This window comes from Mycobacterium sp. OAS707 (genome assembly GCF_014873705.1).
Taxonomy (GTDB): domain Bacteria; phylum Actinomycetota; class Actinomycetes; order Mycobacteriales; family Mycobacteriaceae; genus Mycobacterium.
In genome coordinates, this window is record NZ_JADBDS010000006.1 from 161,316 (window position 1) to 182,602 (window position 21,287).

Below are 21,287 nucleotides of genomic sequence, written 5' to 3' on the forward strand. Positions count from 1 at the left end.
CCGGGGTCGGCCAGCGACGAACGTCAGGCTGGTTCGGCGACGGCGTCGCCGGTGACGTCGTCCTTGGTTTCGGTGGCCGGCACGCCGACCGCCAAGAGGGCCAGCAATGCGATCACCATGCCGGCCGTCATCACCAAGGCTAACGCGATCTCGTTGTTGCCAAGCACGCCGACCAGCGGTGCCACCGCGGCACCGAGCCCGAACTGCGCGGCACCGAGCAATGCCGCCGCCGTGCCTGCCGCGTCGGGATGCCGGGACAACGCGACGGCCGGCGCGTTCGGAATGACCAGACCCATCGCGGCGAGGATGAACCAGACCGGCACCACGAAGCCCGGCAGACCGCCGATGTGCGCGGAGGACACGCCGACGAAGACAACCCCGGCCGTGACGGCCGCCGACAACGCCCACAGCACGATCGTCTGCGGGGCGAACCGCCGCAGCAGCACCACGTTGAACTGCGTGGCGCCGATCAGCGCGACCGCTCCGGCGCCGAACACCAGCGCGAAGGCCTGCTGGCCGAGGCCGTAGTGGCCCTGCAGCACGAACGACGCGCCCGCGATGTACGCGAACAGCCCCGACATGGCAAGCGCGGCCACGAGCACGAGGATGACGAAACGGGCGTCGCGCAGCAGTTCGACGTAGGTGGCGCCGATGCTGCGCACCTTCAGAGGCCGACGATGTGAGGCGGGCAGAGTTTCCGGCAGTGCGAGCGCCGCGAGCAGCAGCAGACCACCCGCCAACACGACCAGCGCGGCGAACACCCAGTGCCATGAGGCCGTCAACAGCACCGCCGCGCCCAGGGAGGGGGCGATCACCGGCGCGACGCCCAGCACGAGCATCAGCCGCGACATCACAGTGGCGGCGACGGATTCCGCGTACAGGTCACCGACCACGGCGATCGCGACGACCATCGCGGCCGCGGCACCCATGCCCTGCAGCCCGCGTGCCAGCCCGAGCACGGCGATGTTGGGCGCGAACAGGCACACCACCGACGCCAGCATGTGCAGCACGATGCCGGCCATCATCGGCCTGCGGCGGCCCAGCGAGTCGGACAGCGGGCCGACGATCAGCTGGCCCAGCGCCAGTCCGGCGAGCGTGCCGGTGAGCGTGAGTTGGGCGACCGATGAAGACACCGAAAGGTCGTCAGCGATCTTGGGCAGCGCAGGCAGGTACATGTCGATGGTCAGCGGACCCAGCGCGACGAGGGCGCCAAGGACTGTGATCATCTTGGCGCGGCTTGGCGTCGTTTCGACCGGGGCCACGTCCATGTCGATTGATGCTGCCATGGGAATGGTTAGCGCCGCTTCTCAGTAAATTGTTCCCAGGGGCCCCCGGGGAGCGGTTTCGAAGCGCGAGCAAAGCAATGTGGTTTGGCTGAATCCCGCCGGGGTATCTGTGCTCGCGGCAGGGGGGACCCTCTCATTGCCGCCGTTGTGCGAGCTACAGCACCTGGCTCGCGTCTCTGGAGCATTCGCTCCCAATCATCAAGGAGTTCAACCATGCGAAATCTTCTTGCTGCGCTCATCGCTGCCGGTGCGGTGTCCGTCGCCGGCGCAGGAGTGGCGAACGCCACACCGGCGCCTGCGCTGCCGACCGCGCCCGCCGTCACTGTGACGACGCTTGCGGCCGACGACATGAACAGCGACGACAGCGACAACACCGGGCTGTGGGGTCTTGCAGGGCTGTTGGGCCTCCTCGGCCTGCTTGGGCTGAAGCGCCGCAACGACGTCGACCGTCGCGTCGGCACCGGCACGACACCTGGCGGCACCGCGGGCCCGCGCGTGTAAATACCCGAAGAGCCCCCGCCCCGCGCACGTCGCGGCGGCGGGGGTTCTCCGCTTCCTGGCGTCTGACAATGCCTGGCCGCCTTGCGGCACTCGGCGCCGTTACCGTTCGTTGAGCAAGCGTTAGCCTGAAGGTTCGGACAGGTCGAACCGGGTCGACAAAGGGGAGCCACATGAGTGCTCGGTCGAACGCGAAGAGTCAGCTGCCGGCTACAACGGATGAGAATCCCGGCGCCGCCGCCAAGGTGTTGTCGCAGATCATCGAGCGCGGGAGCCGCGTTCAGGGCCCTGCGATCAAGGCCTATGTGGACCGGATGCGCCAGGGCAGTCCGGATGCGCTGCCCGCCGACATCGTCAAGAAGCTGGAGAAGCACTACCTCGCGGCCGTGATGGCCAGCGGGGCGGCGGTGGGCTCCGCGGCGGCATTTCCCGGCATCGGCACGCTGGCCGCGCTGTCGGCCGTGGCCGGTGAGACCGTGGTGTTCTTGGAGGCCACCGCGGTCTACGCGCTGGCGCTGGCCGAGGTGTATGGCATCCCCGCCGACCACCGCGAACGCAGGCGTGCACTGGTGCTGGCGGTGCTAGTCGGCGAAGAGAGCAAGCATGCGGTCGCCGAGCTACTCGGTCCCGGCCGCACGAGCGGCGCCTGGGTGGCCGACGGCGCGGCGACATTGCCACTGCCGGCGGTGTCCCAACTGAATTCGCGGCTACTGCGCTATTTCGTGAAGCGCTACACACTCAAGCGCGGCGCGATCGCATTCGGCAAGTTGCTGCCGGTAGGCATTGGCGCGGTCGTCGGCGGCGTCGGAAACCGACTGATGGGCAAGAAGATCGTCGCCAACGCACGCAGGGCGTTCGGCAACCCGCCGGCGCGGTGGCCCTCATCGCTGCACGTGCTGCCCGGCCCAAGCGAGCGATGACGATAACTGCCGTTCGCGTGGTTTGGCCGACGGCACAAGCGTTAGCCTTTAGGCGGTGGAATCACGGGTAACCCTCGTGGTCCGCAGGAATATGGGTGGCGAGCGTTGAACCGCTTGCCTGAGGCGAAGGAATCGAGGCGAGTAGCTGCCGTGAACTCACCATCACCATTCGGACAGAACGAGTGGTTGGTCGAGGAGATGTATCGCAAATTTCGCGAGGATCCCTCGTCGGTAGACCCGAGTTGGCATGAATTCCTAGTCGACTACTCGCCAGAACCAACCACGGAGACGCATCCCACCATCGGCAACGGGCAACCCGCGCAAGCGCCCGTCGCACCGCCGGAACCGGCGCCCGCCCCCGCGCCTGCCCCGAAGGCCGACGCGGGCAACGGCGTCGCCGCTGCGCCCCCGAAGGCGCCGGAACCGCCGAAGCCTGCGGCCAAACCGGCAGCCCCGCCCATCACGCCTGCCGAGGGCTCCGAATCGCAGGTGCTGCGCGGTGCCGCGGCCGCGGTCGTGAAGAACATGTCCGCATCGCTCGAGGTGCCGACCGCGACGAGCGTGCGGGCCATCCCGGCCAAGCTGCTGATCGACAACCGGATCGTCATCAACAACCACCTCAAGCGAACCCGCGGCGGCAAGATCTCGTTCACGCACCTGATCGGCTATGCCTTGGTGCAGGCGGTCAAGAAGTTCCCGAACATGAACCGCCACTTCGCCGAGGTGGACGGCAAGCCGAATTCAGTCACCCCCGAACACGTCAACCTCGGCCTCGCGATCGACCTGCAGGGCAAAGACGGTGCTCGGCAACTCGTCGTCGCGGCCATAAAGGGTTGCGAGACAATGCAATTCGGCCAGTTCATCGCAGGCTATGAGGACATCGTCCGGCGTGCCCGCGACGGCAAGCTGACCGCCGAGGACTTTTCCGGCGTCACGATCTCGCTGACCAACCCGGGCACCATCGGCACCGTGCACTCGGTGCCGCGGCTGATGCGCGGCCAGGGCGCGATCATCGGCGTCGGCGCGATGGAGTACCCGGCGGAGTTCCAGGGCGCCAGCGAGGAACGCATCGCCGAACTCGGCGTCGGCAAGCTGGTCACGTTCACGTCGACCTACGACCACCGGATCATTCAGGGCGCGGAGTCGGGCGACTTCCTGCGGACCATTCACGAATTACTGCTGTCCGACGACTTTTTCGACGATATCTTCCGTGAGCTCGGCATCCCGTATGAGCCGGTGCGCTGGCGCACGGACAACCCGGACTCGATCGTCGACAAGAACGCCCGTGTCATCGAGTTGATCGCGGCCTACCGCAACCGCGGCCACCTGATGGCCGACATCGACCCGCTGCGCCTGGACAAGAGCCGGTTCCGCAGCCACCCGGATCTCGACGTGGCCACGCACGGCCTGACGCTGTGGGATCTGGACCGCGAGTTCAAGGTCGACGGATTCGCAGGCAAGGAATACAAGAAGCTGCGTGACGTGCTCGGGCTGTTGCGCGACGCGTACTGCCGGCACGTCGGCGTCGAGTACACCCACATTCTCGAGCCCGAGCAGCAGAAGTGGCTGCAGGAGCGGATCGAGGTCAAGCACGACAAGCCGACCGTCGCGCAGCAGAAGTACATACTGTCGAAGCTGAACGCAGCAGAGGCGTTCGAGACGTTCCTGCAGACCAAATACGTTGGGCAGAAACGATTCTCGCTCGAAGGTGCGGAGACCGTCATCCCGATGATGGATGCGGCCATCGACCAGGCGGCCGAGCATGCGCTCGACGAGGTCGTCATCGGTATGCCACACCGCGGCAGGCTCAATGTGCTGGCCAACATCGTCGGCAAGCCCTACTCGCAGATCTTCTCCGAGTTCGAGGGCAACCTCAACCCGTCGCAGGCGCACGGTTCCGGCGACGTGAAGTACCACCTTGGCGCGACCGGCAATTACATTCAGATGTTCGGCGACAACGACATTCAGGTGTCGCTGGTCGCCAACCCGTCGCATCTGGAGGCCGTCGACCCTGTGCTGGAGGGCCTGGTTCGCGCGAAGCAGGACCTGCTGGACAAGGGCGACGCGCCGGACGGCTTCTCCGTCGTGCCGATGATGCTGCACGGCGACGCTGCATTCGCGGGCCAGGGCGTGGTGGCCGAGACGCTGAACCTGGCGCTGCTGCGCGGTTACCGCACCGGCGGCACGATCCACATCATCGTCAACAACCAGATCGGCTTCACCACATCGCCGAACGACTCGCGGTCCTCGGAGTACTGCACCGACGTCGCGAAGATGATCGGCGCGCCGATCTTCCACGTCAACGGCGACGACCCCGAGGCGTGTGTGTGGGTGGCGCGGCTTGCCGTGGACTTCCGCCAGAAGTTCAAGAAGGACGTCGTCATCGACATGCTGTGCTACCGCCGCCGCGGGCACAACGAGGGCGACGACCCGTCGATGACACAGCCGTACATGTACGACGTCATCGACACCAAGCGTGGCTCGCGCAAGACCTACACCGAAGCGCTGATCGGCCGTGGCGACATCTCGATGAAAGAGGCCGAGGACGCCCTGCGCGACTACCAGGGCCAGCTTGAGCGGGTGTTCAACGAGGTGCGCGACCTCGAGAAGCATCCGATCGCGCCGAGTTCGTCGGTGGAGTCCGATCAGATGGTGCCCGCAGGCATGACCACCGCGGTGGACAAGTCTCTGCTCGCCCGCATCGGTGACGCGCACTTGGCGTTCCCCGACGATTTCAACGTCCACCCCCGCGTCATGCCCGTGCTGGAGAAGCGCAGAGAGATGGCGTACGAGGGCAAGGTCGACTGGGCGTTCGCCGAACTTCTTGCGCTCGGCTCATTCCTGGCCGAGGGCAAGACGATTCGGCTGTCCGGCCAGGACACCCGTCGTGGCACGTTCACGCAACGGCATTCGGTGATCATCGACCGCAAAACCGGTCGGGAGTTCACCCCGCTGCAGTTGCTGACGACCAACACCGACGGCACGCCGACCGGCGGCAAGTTCATGGTCTACGACTCGGCGCTGTCGGAGTTCGCAGCGGTCGGCTTCGAGTACGGCTACTCGGTCGGCAATCCCGACGCACTTGTGTTGTGGGAGGCGCAGTTCGGCGACTTCGTCAACGGCGCGCAGTCGATCATCGACGAGTTCATTTCGTCCGGCGAGGCCAAATGGGGCCAGCTGTCCGACGTGGTGCTGCTGCTGCCGCACGGCCACGAGGGCCAGGGACCTGACCACACCTCGGCGCGCATCGAGCGGTTCCTGCTGCTGTGGGCAGAGGGCTCGATGACGATCGCGATGCCGTCGACACCCGCGAACTACTTCCATCTGCTGCGCCGCCACGGCCTGGACGGAATTCACCGGCCGCTGATCGTGGCAACGCCAAAGTCCATGCTGCGCAACAAGGCTGCGGTCAGCGATCTCAAGGACTTCACCGAGGGCAAGTTCCGGTCGGTCATCGAGGAGCCCACCTACGACGAGGGCATCGGAGACCGCAACAAGGTCAAGCGGATGCTGCTGACCAGCGGCAAGATCTACTACGAGCTGGTCGCGCGGAAGAACAAGGACAACCGCGACGACGTCGCGATCGTCCGTATCGAGCAGCTTGCTCCGTTGCCCCGGCGGCGGCTGTCCGAGACGCTGGACCGGTATCCGAACATCGAGCAGTACTTCTGGGTGCAGGAGGAGCCTGCGAACCAGGGTGCGTGGCCGACATTCGGGCTCACGCTTCCTGAGGTGTGCTCGGACAGGCTGTCTGGCATCAAGCGGATTTCGCGTCGCGCGATGTCGGCGCCGTCGTCGGGCTCGTCGAAGGTGCACGCCGTCGAGCAGCAGGAGATCATCGACGAGGCGTTCGCCGAGTAGCCGGTCGTTTTTGCGTTCAGGGTCGTGAACCTCGGCGGTTCACGACCCTGAACGCATTTTTGAGCGCCTAGTCGGCGAGCAAACGCTGCGGGGACCGTCGACCATCCCCGCCGACGAGCTTTTCGCCCGTGAGATAGATCACTTGACATTTCTGGAATCGCAGGTAGCGGATCCCGCTTGTAGCAGGCAGTTGCCACCTCTGCATAGAAGCGATGGCAGACCGACCGAAGGACGGGACCGCTCATGACGACACCGCTACTGGCTCGCTCCGCCAAGATGACGCAAACGGCCACTTTCGCGGCACTCACGCTGGTTGCTGTCGTCGCCGGGCTGTTCGCAGGCCCCGCCACAACGGCCAACGCCGCTGACGACGCGTGCGCCGCCGTCGAGGTCGTGTTCGCCCGCGGCACTTTCGAGGCGCCCGGCGTCGGTGCCACCGGGCAAGCATTCGTCGACGCGTTGCAAGCCCGGTTGCCGGGTAAGACGGTCGAGGTGTACGGGGTCGACTATCCGGCTTCGCTGGATTTCGGGCAGGCCGTCACCGGAATTGCCGACTCTGTCAACAAGATTCAGTCGATCGCCGCACAATGCCCATCGACAAAGATCGTGCTCGGCGGTTACTCGCAGGGCGCCGCTGTCGCCGGTTACACCACATCCAGTGTTGTGCCCGCTGGATACACACTGCCGGCAGGCATCTCCGGACCAATGCCTGCATCCGTCGCCTCCCACGTCTCGGCGGTGGTTCTGTTCGGCACTCCGGACCCCTGGTTCCTTGGCCTGGCCGATCGCAACGCACCGCCGATAACCATCGGTGACCTGTACGCCGGCAAGACGATTCAGCTGTGCGCCACTGGCGACCCGGTCTGCTTTCCCGGTGGCCTGGATCGCTCCGCGCACAGCTCGTACAAGTCAAACGGCATGGCCGATCAGGCGGCCGACTTCGTGGCCGGCAAGCTCGGCGGCTCTGCACCGGTGGCGCCGGTCGTGCAAACCGCCGGCGAGGCCGATCCCGGAAACTGAGACAAACCCTCGCCGACGGCCGGAAGTCAGTCCCCAAGGACTGCTTCCGGCCGTCGGTCATTCACAGCCCGTTGACAGCGAAAGACGTAGCGCCCCATAGCCGGTAGCGGCGATCTACCTTGGACGAATGACTGCTGTAGACGTTCGCCAGCACGAGGCCGACTACGGGTACGACGGGGACTACCGCGCCATACCGGCACCCGCAGTCGCCGGCATCACCGCGGCGACCAGCGCCGCCCTGCTCGCGTCGGCTGCCAGATGTCTGCGGCGGGGTAAACCGCTCGCGGCGGCGGTGACCGGTGGCACGGGTGCGTCCATCATCGCGACCGCGGCGCTGTTCATCCGCACCACCCGCGTCGGCAAGTTCGAGGCGTGGGCCGACATCCTGAAGGACCTGCGCCTGCGCGGCGACGAAACCCTCCTCGACATGGGCTGCGGACGTGGCGCGGTGCTGCTCGCCGCGGCCAAGCTGCTACCGAACGGCCGGGCAATCGGCGTCGACATCTGGCGCGCCGACCAGACGCACAACGCCGAGCAGAACACGCTGCGCAACGCCGAGATCGAGGGCGTCGCGGATCGTGTCGAGGTGCGGACCGCCGACATCACCGACCTGCCGTTCGACGACGACAGCTTCGACGTCATCGTCAGCAGCCTTGTGGTGCACAACATTCCGGACGCAGACGCGCGCGCGAAGGCCATCAGTGAAGCGGCGCGGGTGTTGCGTCCCTGCGGCAAGCTGGCGCTTGTCGACATCTTCTACACCAACCACTACGCCAGCCAACTGCGCGCACTCGGCTGGACCGACGTTCGTCGTCGCAATCTGGGCTGGCGGATGTGGTGGGGCCCGGGCATGGGCACGCACGTCATCACGGCGACGAAACCGGCATAGGGCCGCTGTAAGCGGGACCGCCGGTACCGACTAGCCTCTACCCGAGTCGTCTCACGCGAGGGAGTTGGTTATGCAGGGCTTTGCCGGAAAGGTCGCGGTGGTGACCGGCGCCGGGTCGGGTATCGGGCAGGCGCTGGCCGTCGAGCTGGCCCGTTCAGGCGCCAGCCTGGCGATCAGCGACGTCAACACCGAAGGTCTGGCACAGACCGAAGAGCGACTGAAGGCCATCGGCGCGGCGGTGAAGGCCGACCGGCTCGACGTCACCGAGCGCGGGGCATTCGAGTTGTACGCCGACGCGGTCAAGGAGCACTTCGGCAAGGTCAACCAGATCTACAACAACGCGGGCATCGCGTTCGCAGGCGACATCGAGGTCACCGAATTCAAGGACATCGAGAAGGTGATGGACGTCGACTTCTGGGGCGTCGTCAACGGCACCAAGGTATTCCTGCCGCACCTGATCGAGTCCGGCGACGGCCACGTCATCAACGTCTCCAGCATCTTCGGGCTGTTCGCGGTGCCCGGACAGGCCGCCTACAACGCGGCGAAGTTCGCCGTCCGCGGCTTCACCGAGGCACTGCGCCAGGAGATGGCGTTGGCCGGGCATCCGGTGAAGGTGACGACCGTGCACCCCGGCGGCATCAAGACCAACATCGTGCGCAACATGACCGCCGTCGACGGCGTCGACAAGGAAAAGCTGACCAACACCTTCGACAAGAAGCTCGCCAACACCACTCCCGAGAAGGCAGCGCGGATCATCCTCGAGGGCGTACGTAAGAACAAAGCCCGCGTGCTCGTCGGCCCCGATGCGACGGCGCTCGACCTGATCGTCCGGGTCACCGGCTCGGGTTATCAGCGGCTGTTCTCGACGGTGATGTCGCGGATGGTGCCCGAAGCGCACTGAACCACACGTTCCTCGCGATCGTGAGTGATGTGAGGGGGTCAACCACGGGGCGTGCCAGCACGCACCCGGATCTGACAACCCGAGAGGAACGCAGACATGAAGCACAAACTGATATGCGCAAGCTGCATGGTCGCCGCCGCTGTCATGGGCGCGGCACCTGCACACGCCGGTCCCCCCAACGCCGAATGCGGCGCACCGGGAGCCACCAGCACTCCGGGTAATGCGGCGACGTCGCCCGGTTCGGTGTTCAACGAACCCGGCGTCAACAGCACCAATGGCGGCAAAGGCAATCAGGCATATGAAAATGCTGGGGCGCCGTCGCAGTACGACGTCGCGTGCGCCAAGGTAACCGCGGCCAACGCGGGCACGCCGCAGCAGACCACCCCGCCGCCGGACGTCATCACCAACAATTCGCGGGCCAACAGAGCGATTTCGCACGTCGGTAAGGGCGCCGACAAGTAGCGCGATCGTCGCGCTCTACGGCCGCGAGAGTGCTTGGAATGTACGCAGATTGCGGCGTGTCGACGTGCAGACACGCACGCTCGGCGTAGTCAGCGGCCGAGTGGGTGCGCGTCGAGCCATGCGTCGGCCACCTGCCCGGGTTCCTTACCCTCGGCGACCTGCCTGCGCATGTCGACAAGTGAGCCGCTGTCGAGCACGCCTGCCACCTCGTTGAGCGCAAGCACCTGCTGCTCGTTCAACTCGTTGCGGCGGTACAGCGGGACAAGGTTCTCGGCGCGGATCAGTGCGGTCTTGTCGGACAGCACGACCAACTCGGCCGGGATGTTCGGCGTGGCGGTCGTCGTCCACGCCGCGTTGATCTGCCCGGCTTTCAGTACGGCGAAAAGGGTTGTGCTGTCCTTGAATTCGCGTGGCCGCGGCAACGAGCACGGGCCGACCTTCGCCGGTGTGGCCATGCCAGGCAAGGCACCGGCGACGATCTTGGCGCAATTGCGGACCGCCGCGGTGACGTCGCGTCCACCCCACGCGCCTGCCGTCTGCTCGGTAACCGCTACTGCGGGCTTGTCCTCAGCGGAGGTTGTATAGTCGCCCGCCGCAACACCTTCCGGCAACGCAGACAGCAGCGCGCGGTACACCTGCGCGTCTGCTCGCGCGGTGGCGTCGGGGTCGAATCTGGCCAGCAGTTGGCCGGTGAAGCCCGGTGTCACCCGAACGTCGCCGGAATCCAACTCCCCCACCGGATCCGGCACCGATTTCACATGTGCCGGGCTGCCATAGAACCGCAGCGCGGCGGCATACAAGTGCGCCACCAACTGCGATTCCGGCTCGGACCTGGCGCCCACTGTGATCGACGGCGGCCCGGCAGGCGCCCCACATCCGACGAGGATCAGCGCGAGGAGCGCGACCGCGAACCGGCGCATAGGGCCCGTCAGAGCTCAGCGGCCGCGGCCACCGCCGCTGCGACCTCCGGAGCGACCCGAGGATCGAGCGGGCTTGGCACGATTCGGTCCGCGGCGAGGTCGTCGCAGGCGACCGCGAAGATCGCTTCTGCGGCAGCCACTTTCATCCGCTCGGTGATCCGCCGGGCGCCTGCATCCGACGCACCGCGGAAGATGCCAGGGAACGCCAGCACATTGTTGATCTGGTTCGGGAAGTCACTGCGCCCGGTCGCCACCACCGAGGCGTACTTCGCGGCCACATCGGGATGGATCTCCGGGTCGGGATTCGACAGCGCCATCACGATGCCATCGGGGGCCATTGTCGCGACCAACTCCTCTGGCACCACACCGCCGGAGACACCGAGGAACATGTCGGCACCCTTGAGCGCGTCGGCCATGCCGCCGGTCAGGCCGTCGGGGTTGGTGCGCCCCGCCAACTCGGCCTTCACCGGAGTCAAGCCGTCACGGCCGGAATGCAGGATGCCGCGGGTGTCGACCACGGTGATATCCGAAACACCTGCTGCCAGAAGGATATTCGCGCATGCGACACCCGCGGCGCCGACGCCGGAGATCACCACGCGAAGCGAAGCCATATCCCGGTCCAGCACCTTCGTGGCGCCCATCAGCGCCGCGAGCACGACGATCGCGGTGCCGTGCTGGTCGTCGTGCATCACCGGGCAGTCGAGCGCCTCGATCAGGCGACGCTCGATCTCGAAGCAGCGTGGCGCCGAGATGTCCTCGAGATTGACCGCCCCGAACGTCGGCCGCAGCCGCACCAGGGTCTCAACGATCTCGTCGGGATCCTTGGTATCCAACACGATCGGGATCGAGTCCAGTTCGCCGAACGCCTTGAACAGCGCGCACTTGCCTTCCATCACCGGCAGCGCGGCCGCGGGCCCGATGTCGCCGAGGCCGAGCACCGCGGTGCCGTCGCTGACCACGGCCACCAGCCTGTTGGCCCACGTGTAGCGGGCGGCCAGCGTGCGGTCGGCGGCGATCGCCCGGCTGACCTGCGCCACACCGGGCGTGTAGGCGATCGACAGGGCGCGCTGCGTGTCCAGCGGCGACTTCAGCTCGGCCGACAGCTTGCCGCCTACGTGAGCCTCGAAGATCTCCTCATCGGTGACGACAACCTGCGGGGTTTGGACTTCGTGCGGCACCGTTTCAGTCACCGCGTCAGGCTACTTGGCCGAATTAACGAGGCCGCCGACGGGGTTGTGAATTTTGCGAATATTCGGCTCAAATCAGCCCGAGCTCGGTGACCGCCTTGCGTTCGTCGTCGAGTTCCGCGGTCGACTTGTCGATGCGGGCACGGGAGAATTCGTCGATCTCCAGGCCCTGGACGATCGACCAGTTGCCGTCCTTCGTCGTGACCGGGAACGACGAGATCAGTCCCTCGGGCACGCCGTAGCTGCCGTCGGAGAGCACCGCCATCGACACCCAGTCGCCCTCGGCGCTGCCCAGCAGCCAGTCACGGGCGGCGTCGGTGGTTGCCGACGCAGCCGATGCGGCAGAGGAGGCGCCGCGGGCGTCGATGATCGCCGCGCCGCGCTTGGCGACGGTCGGAATGAAGTCGTTCTCGATCCAGGCCTGGTCGTTGACGACCTCGGCGGCGTTCTTGCCGTTGACCTCCGCGTGGAAGATGTCGGGGTACTGGGTGGCCGAGTGGTTGCCCCAGATCGTCACCTTCTTGATGTCGGTGACGGCCGCCCCGGTCTTCTTGGCCAGCTGCGAGATCGCCCGGTTGTGGTCGAGGCGAGTCAGCGCGGAGAACCGCTCCTTGGGGATGTCGGGCGCGTTGCTCATCGCGATCAGCGCGTTGGTGTTGGCCGGGTTGCCGGTGACACCGATCCGGATGTCGTCAGCAGCGACCTCGTTGACCGCCTTGCCCTGGGCAGTGAAGATCGCGCCGTTGGCCTCCAGCAGGTCACCGCGCTCCATGCCCGGGCCACGGGGCCGGGCGCCGACCAGCAGGGCCAGGTTCGTGCCGTCGAAGATCTTGTTGGCGTCCGAGCCGATCTCCACACCCGCGAGCAGCGGGAACGCGCAGTCGTCGAGTTCCATCACGACACCCTCGAGCGCCTTGAGCGCCGGCTCGATCTCCAGCAGCCGCAGTTCGATCGGCCGGTCGGGGCCGAGCAGCGATCCGCTGGCCAGGCGGAACAACAGGCTGTAGCCGATCTGGCCTGCGGCACCGGTGACGGCGACCTTGAGGGGAGTTGTGCTCACGTCAGATGCTCCTTAGGCGAAGTCCGATTGCCCGCACCGCGGGCGAGGGTCTGTCCGGGACGAAACTAGCGCACGGGCTTGCGCAGCTGGTGTCTGGGTGTATCGCGACGCGTAGCATTGATCCGCTGGTCAGACCTGCGCGACGAGGGGAGATTGAGATGCCGTCGTTCCGCGGACTACCGCCCTCTCTACGGCCGGTGGCACGACCGAAGCACACCCACCCGGATGTGAAGTCGATTCACGTGCCGGTGGCGCGGGCCATGGTCGACTGCGGCATCTATGTCGACGGTCAGCGCGCGCCCGGCAAGTACACCCACGCCGCCGCGCTGAACAAAGTCCATGAGCTCGAACGCGAAGGCAAGGACGCATTCGTCTGGATCGGCCTGCACGAGCCCGACGAACACCAGATGCAGGCCGTCGCCGACGTGTTCTGCCTGCACGAGCTGGCCGTCGAGGACGCGGTGCACGCCCACCAGCGGCCCAAGTTGGAGCGCTACGACAAAACCCTGTTCCTGGTGCTCAAGACCGTGAAGTACGTCGAGCACGAATCGATGATCAACGCCCGCGAGATCGTCGAGACCGGCGAGATCATGATCTTCGTCGGACCCGACTTCGTGGTCACCGTCCGCCACGGCGACCACGGTGGGCTGGCCGATGTGCGAAGGCGGCTCGACGCCTCACCCGCGATCCTCAAGCTGGGGCCGTACGCGATCATGCACGCGATCGCCGATCACGTCGTCGACAAATACCTCGACATCACCGATTCGATCGAAACCGACATCGATGCGATGGAAGAGGACATCTTCTCGCCGGGAAAGCAGACCAACATCGAGTGCATCTATCTGCTCAAGCGCGAGGTGGTCGAATTGCGCAGGGCCGTCTCGCCGTTGACGCTCGCCCTGCAACGGATGGGCACCGACCACAACGACCTGATCTCGATCGAGGTCCGCCGCTACCTGCGCGACGTCCTCGACCACAACATCCAGGCCTCCGACCGGATCGCCAGCTACGACGACATGTTGAGTTCGCTGGTGCAGGCCGCGCTTGGCAAGGTCGCGATGCAGCAGAACGTCGACATGCGCAAGATCTCGGCGTGGGTGGCCATCGCGGCGATTCCGACAGCGCTGGCAGGCATCTACGGGATGAACTTCGACCACATGCCCGAATTGCACTGGGTCTGGGGCTATCCGACCGTGCTTCTCACCATGGTGGTCGTCTGCTCACTGCTGTACCGGACCTTCCGCCGCAACCACTGGCTCTAATTCGGCTGTGCCGCAGGGCGCGACGGGTCCAGCACGTCGACGCCGTCCTGCACCCACGCCTCTCGCATCGCGTCGGCGCCCTTGAGCCGCACCCAGGCGGCCTCGGTGGCCGTGATCGGTGTGGCAGACAGCAGCTTGACCGGCGGCAGCGGATCGGTCAGCGGGACGTCGTCAATGTCGCTGCGGTCCAACAGGAATGCTGTGAAAGGCGCCGACTCCCACAGCGGGGTCTCGAGGTCGATCAGCGCGTCGGGCTCGAGAACCAGGCCTTCGACGGCGGGCGCGGCAGCCACGATGGCCACCGAGCGCGTAAGGCCCGCGGGTGACGGGCCCCGCAATGCGACAACGACCTCGGCCCGCGGACCGTGCAGCGCGTCTGTCACCATCTCCGTCGGGTCGAACATCGGGTTGCGCGAACATCCAAGCGAAACATAGTGACTGACGCCATCGCTGTCGGGACCGAACCGCAACAGGTCAATGCGCTCAGTGCCGAGAAACGTCACGCTGGCTTCGTCGGGTTCGGCGATGATCCCGGCCCGGGTGAAGTGCTCGCCAAGATGCGAGCGGACCTTCGCCAGGACGTCGATCACTCGGCAGGCGGCGGCGGGTCGCTGAGCGGCTCGGAGGTCGGCGCTTCAGGCTGGGCCTGCGAACCGGCGGGCTCGATAGTCAGATTCACTCCGGAGTCGGCGTCGAAGATCGCGATCTTGGTGGTGTCGAACGCCAGCTCCATGGTCTGGCCAGGCGTCACCTTCGACTCGGTGGAAACCCGTGCGACGAACTCGTTTTCACCGCCTTCGGATTCGGCTGCCGCGGCCAGCTGGGCCGACTGCGCGCTCGCCCCCTCCAAGTTGAAGTGCACGTACTTCTCGGCGCCGAGCGATTCCACCACGTCGACCTTCACCTCGAAGACCAGCGCCCTGATGCGCTGATAGGTGTCGATCAGGCTGGCGTCCTCGAGGTGTTCGGGCCGGATCCCGACGATCACGTTGTTGGGTTTCGGGTGCTTGTCGAGCATGTCGTGGACCTCTTGGGTCAACGTGATCTCGCCCATCGGCAGGCGCACGCCGACGTCGGTCAGCGTGGCGGGGAAGAAGTTCATCGCGGGAGACCCGATGAACCCGGCGACGAATAGGTTGGCCGGCCTGCTGTACAGCTCGTCGGGTGTGCCGATCTGCTGGGCCACGCCGCCCAGCAGCACCACCACCCGGTCGCCCAGCGTCATCGCCTCGGTCTGATCGTGGGTGACGTAGACGGTCGTGGTGCGCAACCGGGTCTGCAGCCGCGCGATCTCCGATCGCATCTGGACGCGCAACTTGGCGTCGAGGTTGGACAGCGGCTCGTCCATCAGGAAGGCCTTGGGATCACGCACGATCGCACGGCCCATGGCTACGCGCTGCCGCTGACCACCCGAGAGCTGTCCCGGTTTGCGATCCAAAAGCTCGGTCAGGCCAAGGATTTTCGCGGTGTCCTCGACCTTCTGCGCGATCTCGTCCTTCTTCACCTTGGCCAACGTCAGCGGAAACGCAATGTTCTGCCGGACGGTCATGTGCGGGTACAGCGCGTAGGACTGGAACACCATTGCGATGTCGCGGTCCTTGGGCGCCTTCTCGTTCACCCGCTCTCCGCCGATACGCAACTCGCCGGACGAGATCTCCTCGAGGCCGGCGATCATGTTCAGCGTCGTTGACTTTCCGCAGCCCGACGGTCCGACCAGAATGATGAACTCGCCGTCGGCGATCGTCAGCGACAGATCCTTCACGGCCGTAGCGCCGTTCGGGTAACTCTTGGTCACCCTGTCCAACACGATTTCGGCCATGCAACTATCCCTTCACCGCACCGGACGTCAGGCCGGCGACGATCCGTCGTTGGAAGATTAGAACAAAGACAATGATCGGGATGGTGATGACCATCGCGCCCGCTGCGATGGAGCCCGTCGGTTCCTCGAATTGCGAACTGCCGGTGAAGTTGGCGATCGCCACCGGAGCCGTGATGGCACGCTGAGTGGCCGTCAACGACAACGCCAGCAGCAGGTCGTTCCACGCGAAGATGAACACCAGAATCGCGGCGGTGACGATGCCCGGCGCGGCCAGCGGGGCGATCACCCTGCGGAACGCCTGAGCCGGTGTGGCGCCGTCCATCTTCGCCGCCTTCTCCAAATCCCAAGGGATCTCCCGGAAGAAGGCCGACAGCGTGTAGATCGCCAGCGGCAGCGCGAACGTGATGTAGGGGATGATCAGGCCCGGCCAGGTGTTGAACAGCCCGATGGTGCGCCACATGTTGAAAATCGGCGTCACCAGTGAGATCTGCGGGAACATCGCGATCAGCAGCGCAACGCCGATCAGCAGCCGCTTACCCGGAAACGCCAGTCGCGCAACGGCATAGGCCGCCATGCCGCCGAACACCACCGCAATCACGGTGGTGATCAACCCGATGCCGATCGAATTGATCAGTGCCGAGGTGAAGATGTCGCCGTCGAAAATCCCCTTGTAGTTGTCGAAGGTGATCTGCGACGGGATCAGCTTGCCGTCCTTGACGCTCGACGTCGGCTTCAACGACAGGCTCAGGATCCACAGCACCGGAAACAGCGCGTACAAGACGACGAGAATGTTGACGACGGTCCAACCCGTCGCCCGGCCCGCGCCGACCTTTTCGCGCGTCATCAGCGCCTCTCCTCATCGGACCCGGGCGCCGAAGCGCCGAAGAGCTTGATGTAGATGAACGCGATGATCGCCACCGACAGGAAGATCAACACGCTGATCGCCGAGCCCAGTCCGAGGTTGAACGCCTTGAATAGGTTGTCGTAGCCAAGGATCGACACCGAGCCCGTCTGGTTTGCGCCGCCGGTCAGCACATAGATGTTGTCGAAGATCCGGAACGCATCCAGCGTGCGGAACAGCAGCGCCACCAGAATCGCCGGTTTGATCAGCGGCAGAATCACTTTGACCAACCGCTTCCACGCGCCCGCCCCGTCGACCTGGGCCGCGTTCAGCAGATCCTGTGGCACCAGGGCCAATCCGGCGAGCAGCAACAGCGCCATGAACGGCGTCGTCTTCCACACCTCGGCCAGCACCACGATCGCAAGCGACGGCAGCTGTTCGGTCAGCGGCGCGCTGCCTTCTGGCAGCAGGTTGGCCAGATAGCCGGTGCCCGGCGTCCACGCGTAGTACCAGCTGTACGAAGCGGCGACGGTGACGATCCCGTACGGGATCAGAATCGCGGTGCGCACCACGCCCTTACCGAAGATCGTGCGATGCATGACGAGCGCCAGCGCCATGCCGAGCACGAACTCGATGGCCACCGATACCACGGTGATCGCCAGGGTCACCACGAACGCCGTCCACCAATACCGGTCGGACAGCACGGTGATGTAGTTCTGCAAGCCGACGAACGACGTGTCGTCCGGTGTCGCGAGGTTGTAGCGCTGCAGGCTCAGCCACACCGCGTAACCGATCGGGTATGCGGTGACCGCAAGCATCAACAACACCGCGGGCGCGATCAACAGATACGCCAGGCGCCGTTCCGATTTCGTGTCGTCGGTGCCACCGGTTGGCGTGGTCGATGCGGCCGGCGGTGCAACCGCGGTCATGGGATCAGCCCCTTACCGTCAATGGCCTTTTGCACCTGGACCGTGAGCTCGTCGGCGGTGCGGTCGGGATCGATGTTGGTGATCGGCGCAAGCGTGACCGAAATGCGCGTCGACACCGCTTGATAAACGGGCGTCGCGGGCCGAACGGCGGCGTTGGTCAGCTGCTCTTTGATGATCGCGTACTGCGGGTACTTCGCCTGGAACGTCGGATCGTCGTACAGCGAGGTCCGCACGGCAGGAAGGCCACCCTCGACGGACGTGTACCGCTGATTTTCGACGTTACGCAGGCACCGGATCGCCTCGAAGGCCTCCGCGCGGTGCTGGGTGGTCTTGGCGACCGCGAGGTTCAGCCCGCCGAGCGTCACTTTGGCCGGCTCCCCCGCCTTCACACCCGGATAGTTCGCGAACCCGAAGACTTCCTTGCTCACGTCATACGCGGATTTGAACTGCTCGTCGGTGGGCGAGAACGTGCCCGCGTCGTTGATGCTGCCCGCCAGATCGGGCTTCTTGTCCAACGGCAGGAAGCTCACCCCGCCCTTGACGGCGTTCTCGAGCATCGAAGGCAACACGAACGGCCAGTTCACCTCGAGCGCGGCTTTGCCCTGCTCGAGCGCGAGTCGCGCGGTGCCCTCGTCGGTCTGGGTGATCGACGGGTCGGCACCCGGTGCGGTGGCAACGGCCTTCATGATCTGCAGCGCCTTGACCGTCGCGGCGCGGTGCTCAGGGGTGTCGGTCAGCGTGACGGTCTTGCCGTCATCGGAAAGCACTTGACCGCCAGCGCTTTCCAGCAAGGTGTTGAACCACACGACCAAACCCTCGTACTGCTTGGCCTGTACGGCGATCCAGCTGGGCTTGCCCGCGGCATGCAGGCGCGTGGCCTCGTCGACCATGCCGTCCCAGGTCTCTGGTGGCTTGTCCATCAAATCGGCGCGATACCAAAGCAATTGGGTGTTGGTCGTAATCGGGGCGGCGTACAGCTTGTTCCGCCACGTGGCGGTTTCCAGCGGACCTGGCAGCGTGTTGCTCTTGGCGTCGGCCTCGGCCTTTCCCGCCGGATCCTCCGAAAGCGGCAAAGCCCAACCAGCCTCGGCGAACTCGGCGGTCCACACCACGTCGAGCGCCATCACGTCCAGCGTCTTGTCGTTTCCATTGAGGCGCCGAGCCAACTGCAGGCGCTGATCGTCGGCACCCTTCGGCAAGCTGACCTGTTGGATTTTGAAGCGGCCGCCGAGTTCCTCGTTACACCGCTTGGCGACCGCGGTGAACGTCGCCATCTCGTTAGCCGGGGTGTAATAGTCGATGACAATTCCGCCGCCGCCGGATCCACACGCGGACACCACTGACGCAGTCGTCAACGCGGCCAATGCCGCAGCACCTAGCCGCCGTGGGCCCACCACTGAACTCCCGCCTGCGTCTTGAATGTCGCCGCCGGGGCGGCTTCGACGGGACTCTCCCGCGGGCAAACCGTATTGCCAGTTAGGCGTGATTCGCAACACTTTCGGCACGCGCGTCGCGCACCGTTACGCAATTGCGGCGGGCCCACGCGCAAGCTGGGGAGGTGCGCAAACTGCCAGCTAATTCCGGCGTGTCTGCGTGCAGACACGCACGCTGGCGGATGGAGGCGCTAGATCGTCAAGCGCGCCAGGAGATCCCGGCCCTTTTCGGCGCTCTGTGGATCGCACAGAACGTCGTAGCGACCTGCGACGAGCTGCATGGTCGAGCTGAAATCTCTTGTGCCGCGCGCCATCGCATACGGGATCGCCGACGTGATCAAGCCGAAGAACACCCCGGCCACCAAACCCGTGATCAGCGCGCCCCACGGACTGGGGCTGAAAAAGCCGAGGATCAGGCCGATGAACAGGCCGAGCCACGCGCCCGTGACGACCCCGCCTGCCAGCACCTTGGGCCAGGTCAACCGGCCGGTGACCCGTTCCACCTGCATCAGGTCGACGCCGACGATGGTCACCTGCTGCACCGGGAACTCTTGGTCGGACAGGTAGTCGACGGCGCGCTGCGCCTCGGCATACGTCGGGTACGAGCCGATCGGCCAGCCCTTCGGCGGGGTGGGCAGCGCGGCCGGACCACCGCGTCCAGGAGTCGCGGTGCCCGGCGTCACGCCCGGGGTCTGTCCTGGCTGAAACGGGCTGGTCATCGCTCTTCCATCTCCTTTGTGCGCACCTGAGTTTCGTCGCTGCTCTCACTCGGACCAACGCTGCGACGCCCGCAAAGGTGCCCGGCACGTGCGCTAGGTTGATCAGCATGACAAATCCGGGCGACGACGCAGGCCAAACGCCATCATCGGACTCCAACGACGGGGCGTCGGAGCCGGCGTCCGGGGGTTATGAGGCGCCCCCGATCGAGCAGTCCGCGGACAACCCTGCCGGCTCCGCGCAGTCCGACGCGACGCAGCAGATCCAGCAGTCCGACGCGACGCAACAGATAGCGCAGCCCGACGCGACGCAACAGATCCAGCAGCCCGGCTACACCCCGCCTCCGGCCTACACCCCTCCGCCGGTGTACGACGCGCCCAGCTATCCCCAACAGCCGGGCTACCCCGGCTTTCCGCCGCCCGACTATTCGGCGCCGACGGACTATCCCGCGCCTGGCGCTGCCCAGCCGGGCTACCCTCCCCCGCCGTACCCCGGTGCGCCCGGCTACGGCGTGCCGTCGTATCCGCCGCCGCCGCAGTACGGGACACCTCAGTACGGGGCGCCGCCCTATGGGGCGCCGACGCCGGGCTATCCGCCGCCGCCTATGGGCTACGGCCCACCGCCGACCGGCTATCCGGCGCCCGACTACTCGATTTACGGACCACCCCCGCAGAAGACGAACACGATGGCGATCGCCTCGCTCATCGCATCATTCGTCGGCTTCGTGTGCTGGCTCGGTTCGATCGCCGGGATCGTCCTCGGCATCGTTGCGATGAATCAGATCAAGCAGTCTCGAGAACAGGGACGCGGTTTGGCGATCGCGGGCATTGCCATCGGCGCGGTGTCACTGATCGTCGGCTTCATCTTCATGGTGTTGGCGTTCAACAGCTGACGATGACCGAGAGCCAGCCCGAGCAGCCGCCTGTCGACTATCCGGCCGACGCCGGATTGCCGCCTCCGGTCTATCCGCCGCCGTATCCTGGCGCGACCGGTTACCCGGGCTACGACCCGTACCGGCCCATGAAACCTCCTGGCACGAACGGCAAAGCGATCGCGGCGCTTGTCACGTCGCTGCTGGGGCTGGTGTGCTGCGGCCTGCCGTCGATCGCGGGTCTGGTCCTCGGGATCATCGGCATGCGCGAGACCAAGCGCACCGGCCAGGACGGCTATGTGCTCGCGCTGGTCGGCACCATCATCGGTGGCCTCGCGGTCGCCGGGTGGGTGGCCTACCTGCTGTTGTCGATCAGCATCTACGCCAGCGGCTGGCAGTGGGCGCCCTGAG

General features: G+C 65.9%; 20 protein-coding genes. 10 read left to right on the forward strand and 10 right to left on the reverse strand.

Annotated elements, in window-relative coordinates; translation table 11 throughout:
• Window positions 1-23: 23 nt before the first annotated feature.
• The gene (locus GGC64_RS32025) at window positions 24-1,286 is read right to left on the reverse strand and encodes a multidrug effflux MFS transporter (RefSeq protein ID WP_192726635.1); all 1,263 of its coding nucleotides are present in this window, start codon (window positions 1,284-1,286) and stop codon (window positions 24-26) included.
• Between the two features lie 213 nt (window positions 1,287-1,499).
• Here GGC64_RS32025 and GGC64_RS32030 point away from each other — a divergent pair, with 213 nt between their 5' ends.
• The 7 genes from GGC64_RS32030 (at window position 1,500) to GGC64_RS32060 (ending at window position 9,837) form a co-directional block, all read left to right on the forward strand.
• Complete coding sequence (locus GGC64_RS32030) at window positions 1,500-1,787, forward strand: WGxxGxxG family protein (protein ID WP_192726636.1); 288 nt, start codon at window positions 1,500-1,502, stop codon at window positions 1,785-1,787.
• Between the two features lie 170 nt (window positions 1,788-1,957).
• Window positions 1,958-2,704: a hypothetical protein gene (locus GGC64_RS32035; protein WP_192726637.1), complete on the forward strand. Its 747-nt coding sequence runs from the start codon at window positions 1,958-1,960 to the stop codon at window positions 2,702-2,704.
• Between the two features lie 150 nt (window positions 2,705-2,854).
• The gene (locus tag GGC64_RS32040) at window positions 2,855-6,565 is read left to right on the forward strand and encodes a multifunctional oxoglutarate decarboxylase/oxoglutarate dehydrogenase thiamine pyrophosphate-binding subunit/dihydrolipoyllysine-residue succinyltransferase subunit (protein ID WP_192726638.1); all 3,711 of its coding nucleotides are present in this window, start codon (window positions 2,855-2,857) and stop codon (window positions 6,563-6,565) included.
• A 276-nt stretch (window positions 6,566-6,841) separates the two neighbouring features.
• The gene (locus GGC64_RS32045) at window positions 6,842-7,585 is read left to right on the forward strand and encodes a cutinase family protein (RefSeq protein ID WP_370582484.1); all 744 of its coding nucleotides are present in this window, start codon (window positions 6,842-6,844) and stop codon (window positions 7,583-7,585) included.
• Between the two features lie 127 nt (window positions 7,586-7,712).
• Complete coding sequence (locus GGC64_RS32050; protein ID WP_192726640.1) at window positions 7,713-8,474, forward strand: class I SAM-dependent methyltransferase; 762 nt, start codon at window positions 7,713-7,715, stop codon at window positions 8,472-8,474.
• 70 nt (window positions 8,475-8,544) lie between these two features.
• Window positions 8,545-9,375, forward strand: coding sequence for an SDR family oxidoreductase (locus tag GGC64_RS32055; protein ID WP_192726641.1), 831 nt, complete (start codon window positions 8,545-8,547; stop codon window positions 9,373-9,375).
• Between the two features lie 96 nt (window positions 9,376-9,471).
• On the forward strand, window positions 9,472-9,837 hold the full coding sequence (locus tag GGC64_RS32060) for a hypothetical protein (RefSeq protein ID WP_192726642.1): 366 nt from the start codon (window positions 9,472-9,474) through the stop codon (window positions 9,835-9,837).
• Between the two features lie 89 nt (window positions 9,838-9,926).
• Here GGC64_RS32060 and GGC64_RS32065 read toward each other — a convergent pair whose 3' ends face one another.
• The 3 genes from GGC64_RS32065 to GGC64_RS32075 form a co-directional block, all read right to left on the reverse strand.
• Complete coding sequence (locus GGC64_RS32065; protein WP_192726643.1) at window positions 9,927-10,757, reverse strand: glycine betaine ABC transporter substrate-binding protein; 831 nt, start codon at window positions 10,755-10,757, stop codon at window positions 9,927-9,929.
• A gap of 8 nt (window positions 10,758-10,765) precedes the next feature.
• The gene (locus GGC64_RS32070) at window positions 10,766-11,947 is read right to left on the reverse strand and encodes an NADP-dependent malic enzyme (protein WP_192726644.1); all 1,182 of its coding nucleotides are present in this window, start codon (window positions 11,945-11,947) and stop codon (window positions 10,766-10,768) included.
• Between the two features lie 67 nt (window positions 11,948-12,014).
• On the reverse strand, window positions 12,015-13,004 hold the full coding sequence (locus GGC64_RS32075) for a malate dehydrogenase (protein WP_192726645.1): 990 nt from the start codon (window positions 13,002-13,004) through the stop codon (window positions 12,015-12,017).
• A gap of 158 nt (window positions 13,005-13,162) precedes the next feature.
• Here GGC64_RS32075 and corA point away from each other — a divergent pair, with 158 nt between their 5' ends.
• Window positions 13,163-14,266, forward strand: a complete 1,104-nt coding sequence (gene corA / locus GGC64_RS32080; protein ID WP_192726646.1) for a magnesium/cobalt transporter CorA — start codon at window positions 13,163-13,165, stop codon at window positions 14,264-14,266.
• On the opposite strand, the gene GGC64_RS32085 is transcribed toward corA, so the two are convergent.
• The 6 genes from GGC64_RS32085 to GGC64_RS32110 form a co-directional block, all read right to left on the reverse strand.
• Window positions 14,263-14,856 (reverse strand): suppressor of fused domain protein, encoded by a 594-nt coding sequence (locus GGC64_RS32085; RefSeq protein WP_192726647.1) that lies wholly within the window; start codon window positions 14,854-14,856, stop codon window positions 14,263-14,265. The two genes, corA and GGC64_RS32085, sit on opposite strands and share 4 nt — an antisense overlap.
• On the reverse strand, window positions 14,853-16,085 hold the full coding sequence (locus GGC64_RS32090; RefSeq protein WP_192726648.1) for an ABC transporter ATP-binding protein: 1,233 nt from the start codon (window positions 16,083-16,085) through the stop codon (window positions 14,853-14,855). The genes GGC64_RS32085 and GGC64_RS32090 overlap by 4 nt, the downstream gene beginning before the upstream one ends.
• 4 nt (window positions 16,086-16,089) lie before the next feature.
• Window positions 16,090-16,929 carry a carbohydrate ABC transporter permease gene (locus GGC64_RS32095; RefSeq protein ID WP_192726649.1) on the reverse strand — a complete coding sequence of 280 codons (840 nt, stop codon included), beginning with the start codon at window positions 16,927-16,929 and terminating at the stop codon, window positions 16,090-16,092.
• Window positions 16,929-17,855, reverse strand: a complete 927-nt coding sequence (locus tag GGC64_RS32100; RefSeq protein ID WP_192726650.1) for a carbohydrate ABC transporter permease — start codon at window positions 17,853-17,855, stop codon at window positions 16,929-16,931. Before GGC64_RS32100 ends, GGC64_RS32095 begins: the two co-directional genes overlap by 1 nt.
• Complete coding sequence (locus tag GGC64_RS32105; RefSeq protein WP_192726651.1) at window positions 17,852-19,249, reverse strand: ABC transporter substrate-binding protein; 1,398 nt, start codon at window positions 19,247-19,249, stop codon at window positions 17,852-17,854. Before GGC64_RS32105 ends, GGC64_RS32100 begins: the two co-directional genes overlap by 4 nt.
• 230 nt (window positions 19,250-19,479) lie before the next feature.
• The gene (locus GGC64_RS32110) at window positions 19,480-20,007 is read right to left on the reverse strand and encodes a general stress protein (protein WP_192726652.1); all 528 of its coding nucleotides are present in this window, start codon (window positions 20,005-20,007) and stop codon (window positions 19,480-19,482) included.
• Between the two features lie 107 nt (window positions 20,008-20,114).
• On the opposite strand from GGC64_RS32110, the gene GGC64_RS32115 reads away from it, so the two are divergent.
• Both GGC64_RS32115 and GGC64_RS32120 read left to right on the forward strand, forming a co-directional pair.
• Complete coding sequence (locus tag GGC64_RS32115; RefSeq protein WP_192726653.1) at window positions 20,115-20,897, forward strand: DUF4190 domain-containing protein; 783 nt, start codon at window positions 20,115-20,117, stop codon at window positions 20,895-20,897.
• Window positions 20,898-20,899: 2 nt separating this feature from the next.
• Complete coding sequence (locus GGC64_RS32120; protein ID WP_192726654.1) at window positions 20,900-21,286, forward strand: DUF4190 domain-containing protein; 387 nt, start codon at window positions 20,900-20,902, stop codon at window positions 21,284-21,286.
• The last annotated feature ends 1 nt before the right edge of the window (window position 21,287 follow it).

Bases quoted from the DNA above. Each gene is read 5' to 3' on its own strand.
- GGC64_RS32025 (WP_192726635.1), bottom strand. From the start codon at position 1,286: ATGGCAGCATCAATCGACATGGACGTGGCCCCGGTCGAAACGACGCCA.
- GGC64_RS32030 (WP_192726636.1), top strand. From the start codon at position 1,500: ATGCGAAATCTTCTTGCTGCGCTCATCGCTGCCGGTGCGGTGTCCGTC.
- GGC64_RS32035 (WP_192726637.1), top strand. From the start codon at position 1,958: ATGAGTGCTCGGTCGAACGCGAAGAGTCAGCTGCCGGCTACAACGGAT.
- GGC64_RS32045 (WP_370582484.1), top strand. From the start codon at position 6,842: ATGACGCAAACGGCCACTTTCGCGGCACTCACGCTGGTTGCTGTCGTC.
- GGC64_RS32050 (WP_192726640.1), top strand. From the start codon at position 7,713: ATGACTGCTGTAGACGTTCGCCAGCACGAGGCCGACTACGGGTACGAC.
- GGC64_RS32055 (WP_192726641.1), top strand. From the start codon at position 8,545: ATGCAGGGCTTTGCCGGAAAGGTCGCGGTGGTGACCGGCGCCGGGTCG.
- GGC64_RS32060 (WP_192726642.1), top strand. From the start codon at position 9,472: ATGAAGCACAAACTGATATGCGCAAGCTGCATGGTCGCCGCCGCTGTC.
- GGC64_RS32065 (WP_192726643.1), bottom strand. From the start codon at position 10,757: ATGCGCCGGTTCGCGGTCGCGCTCCTCGCGCTGATCCTCGTCGGATGT.
- corA (WP_192726646.1), top strand. From the start codon at position 13,163: ATGCCGTCGTTCCGCGGACTACCGCCCTCTCTACGGCCGGTGGCACGA.
- GGC64_RS32090 (WP_192726648.1), bottom strand. From the start codon at position 16,085: ATGGCCGAAATCGTGTTGGACAGGGTGACCAAGAGTTACCCGAACGGC.
- GGC64_RS32095 (WP_192726649.1), bottom strand. From the start codon at position 16,929: ATGACGCGCGAAAAGGTCGGCGCGGGCCGGGCGACGGGTTGGACCGTC.
- GGC64_RS32100 (WP_192726650.1), bottom strand. From the start codon at position 17,855: ATGACCGCGGTTGCACCGCCGGCCGCATCGACCACGCCAACCGGTGGC.
- GGC64_RS32110 (WP_192726652.1), bottom strand. From the start codon at position 20,007: ATGACCAGCCCGTTTCAGCCAGGACAGACCCCGGGCGTGACGCCGGGC.
- GGC64_RS32115 (WP_192726653.1), top strand. From the start codon at position 20,115: ATGACAAATCCGGGCGACGACGCAGGCCAAACGCCATCATCGGACTCC.
- GGC64_RS32120 (WP_192726654.1), top strand. From the start codon at position 20,900: ATGACCGAGAGCCAGCCCGAGCAGCCGCCTGTCGACTATCCGGCCGAC.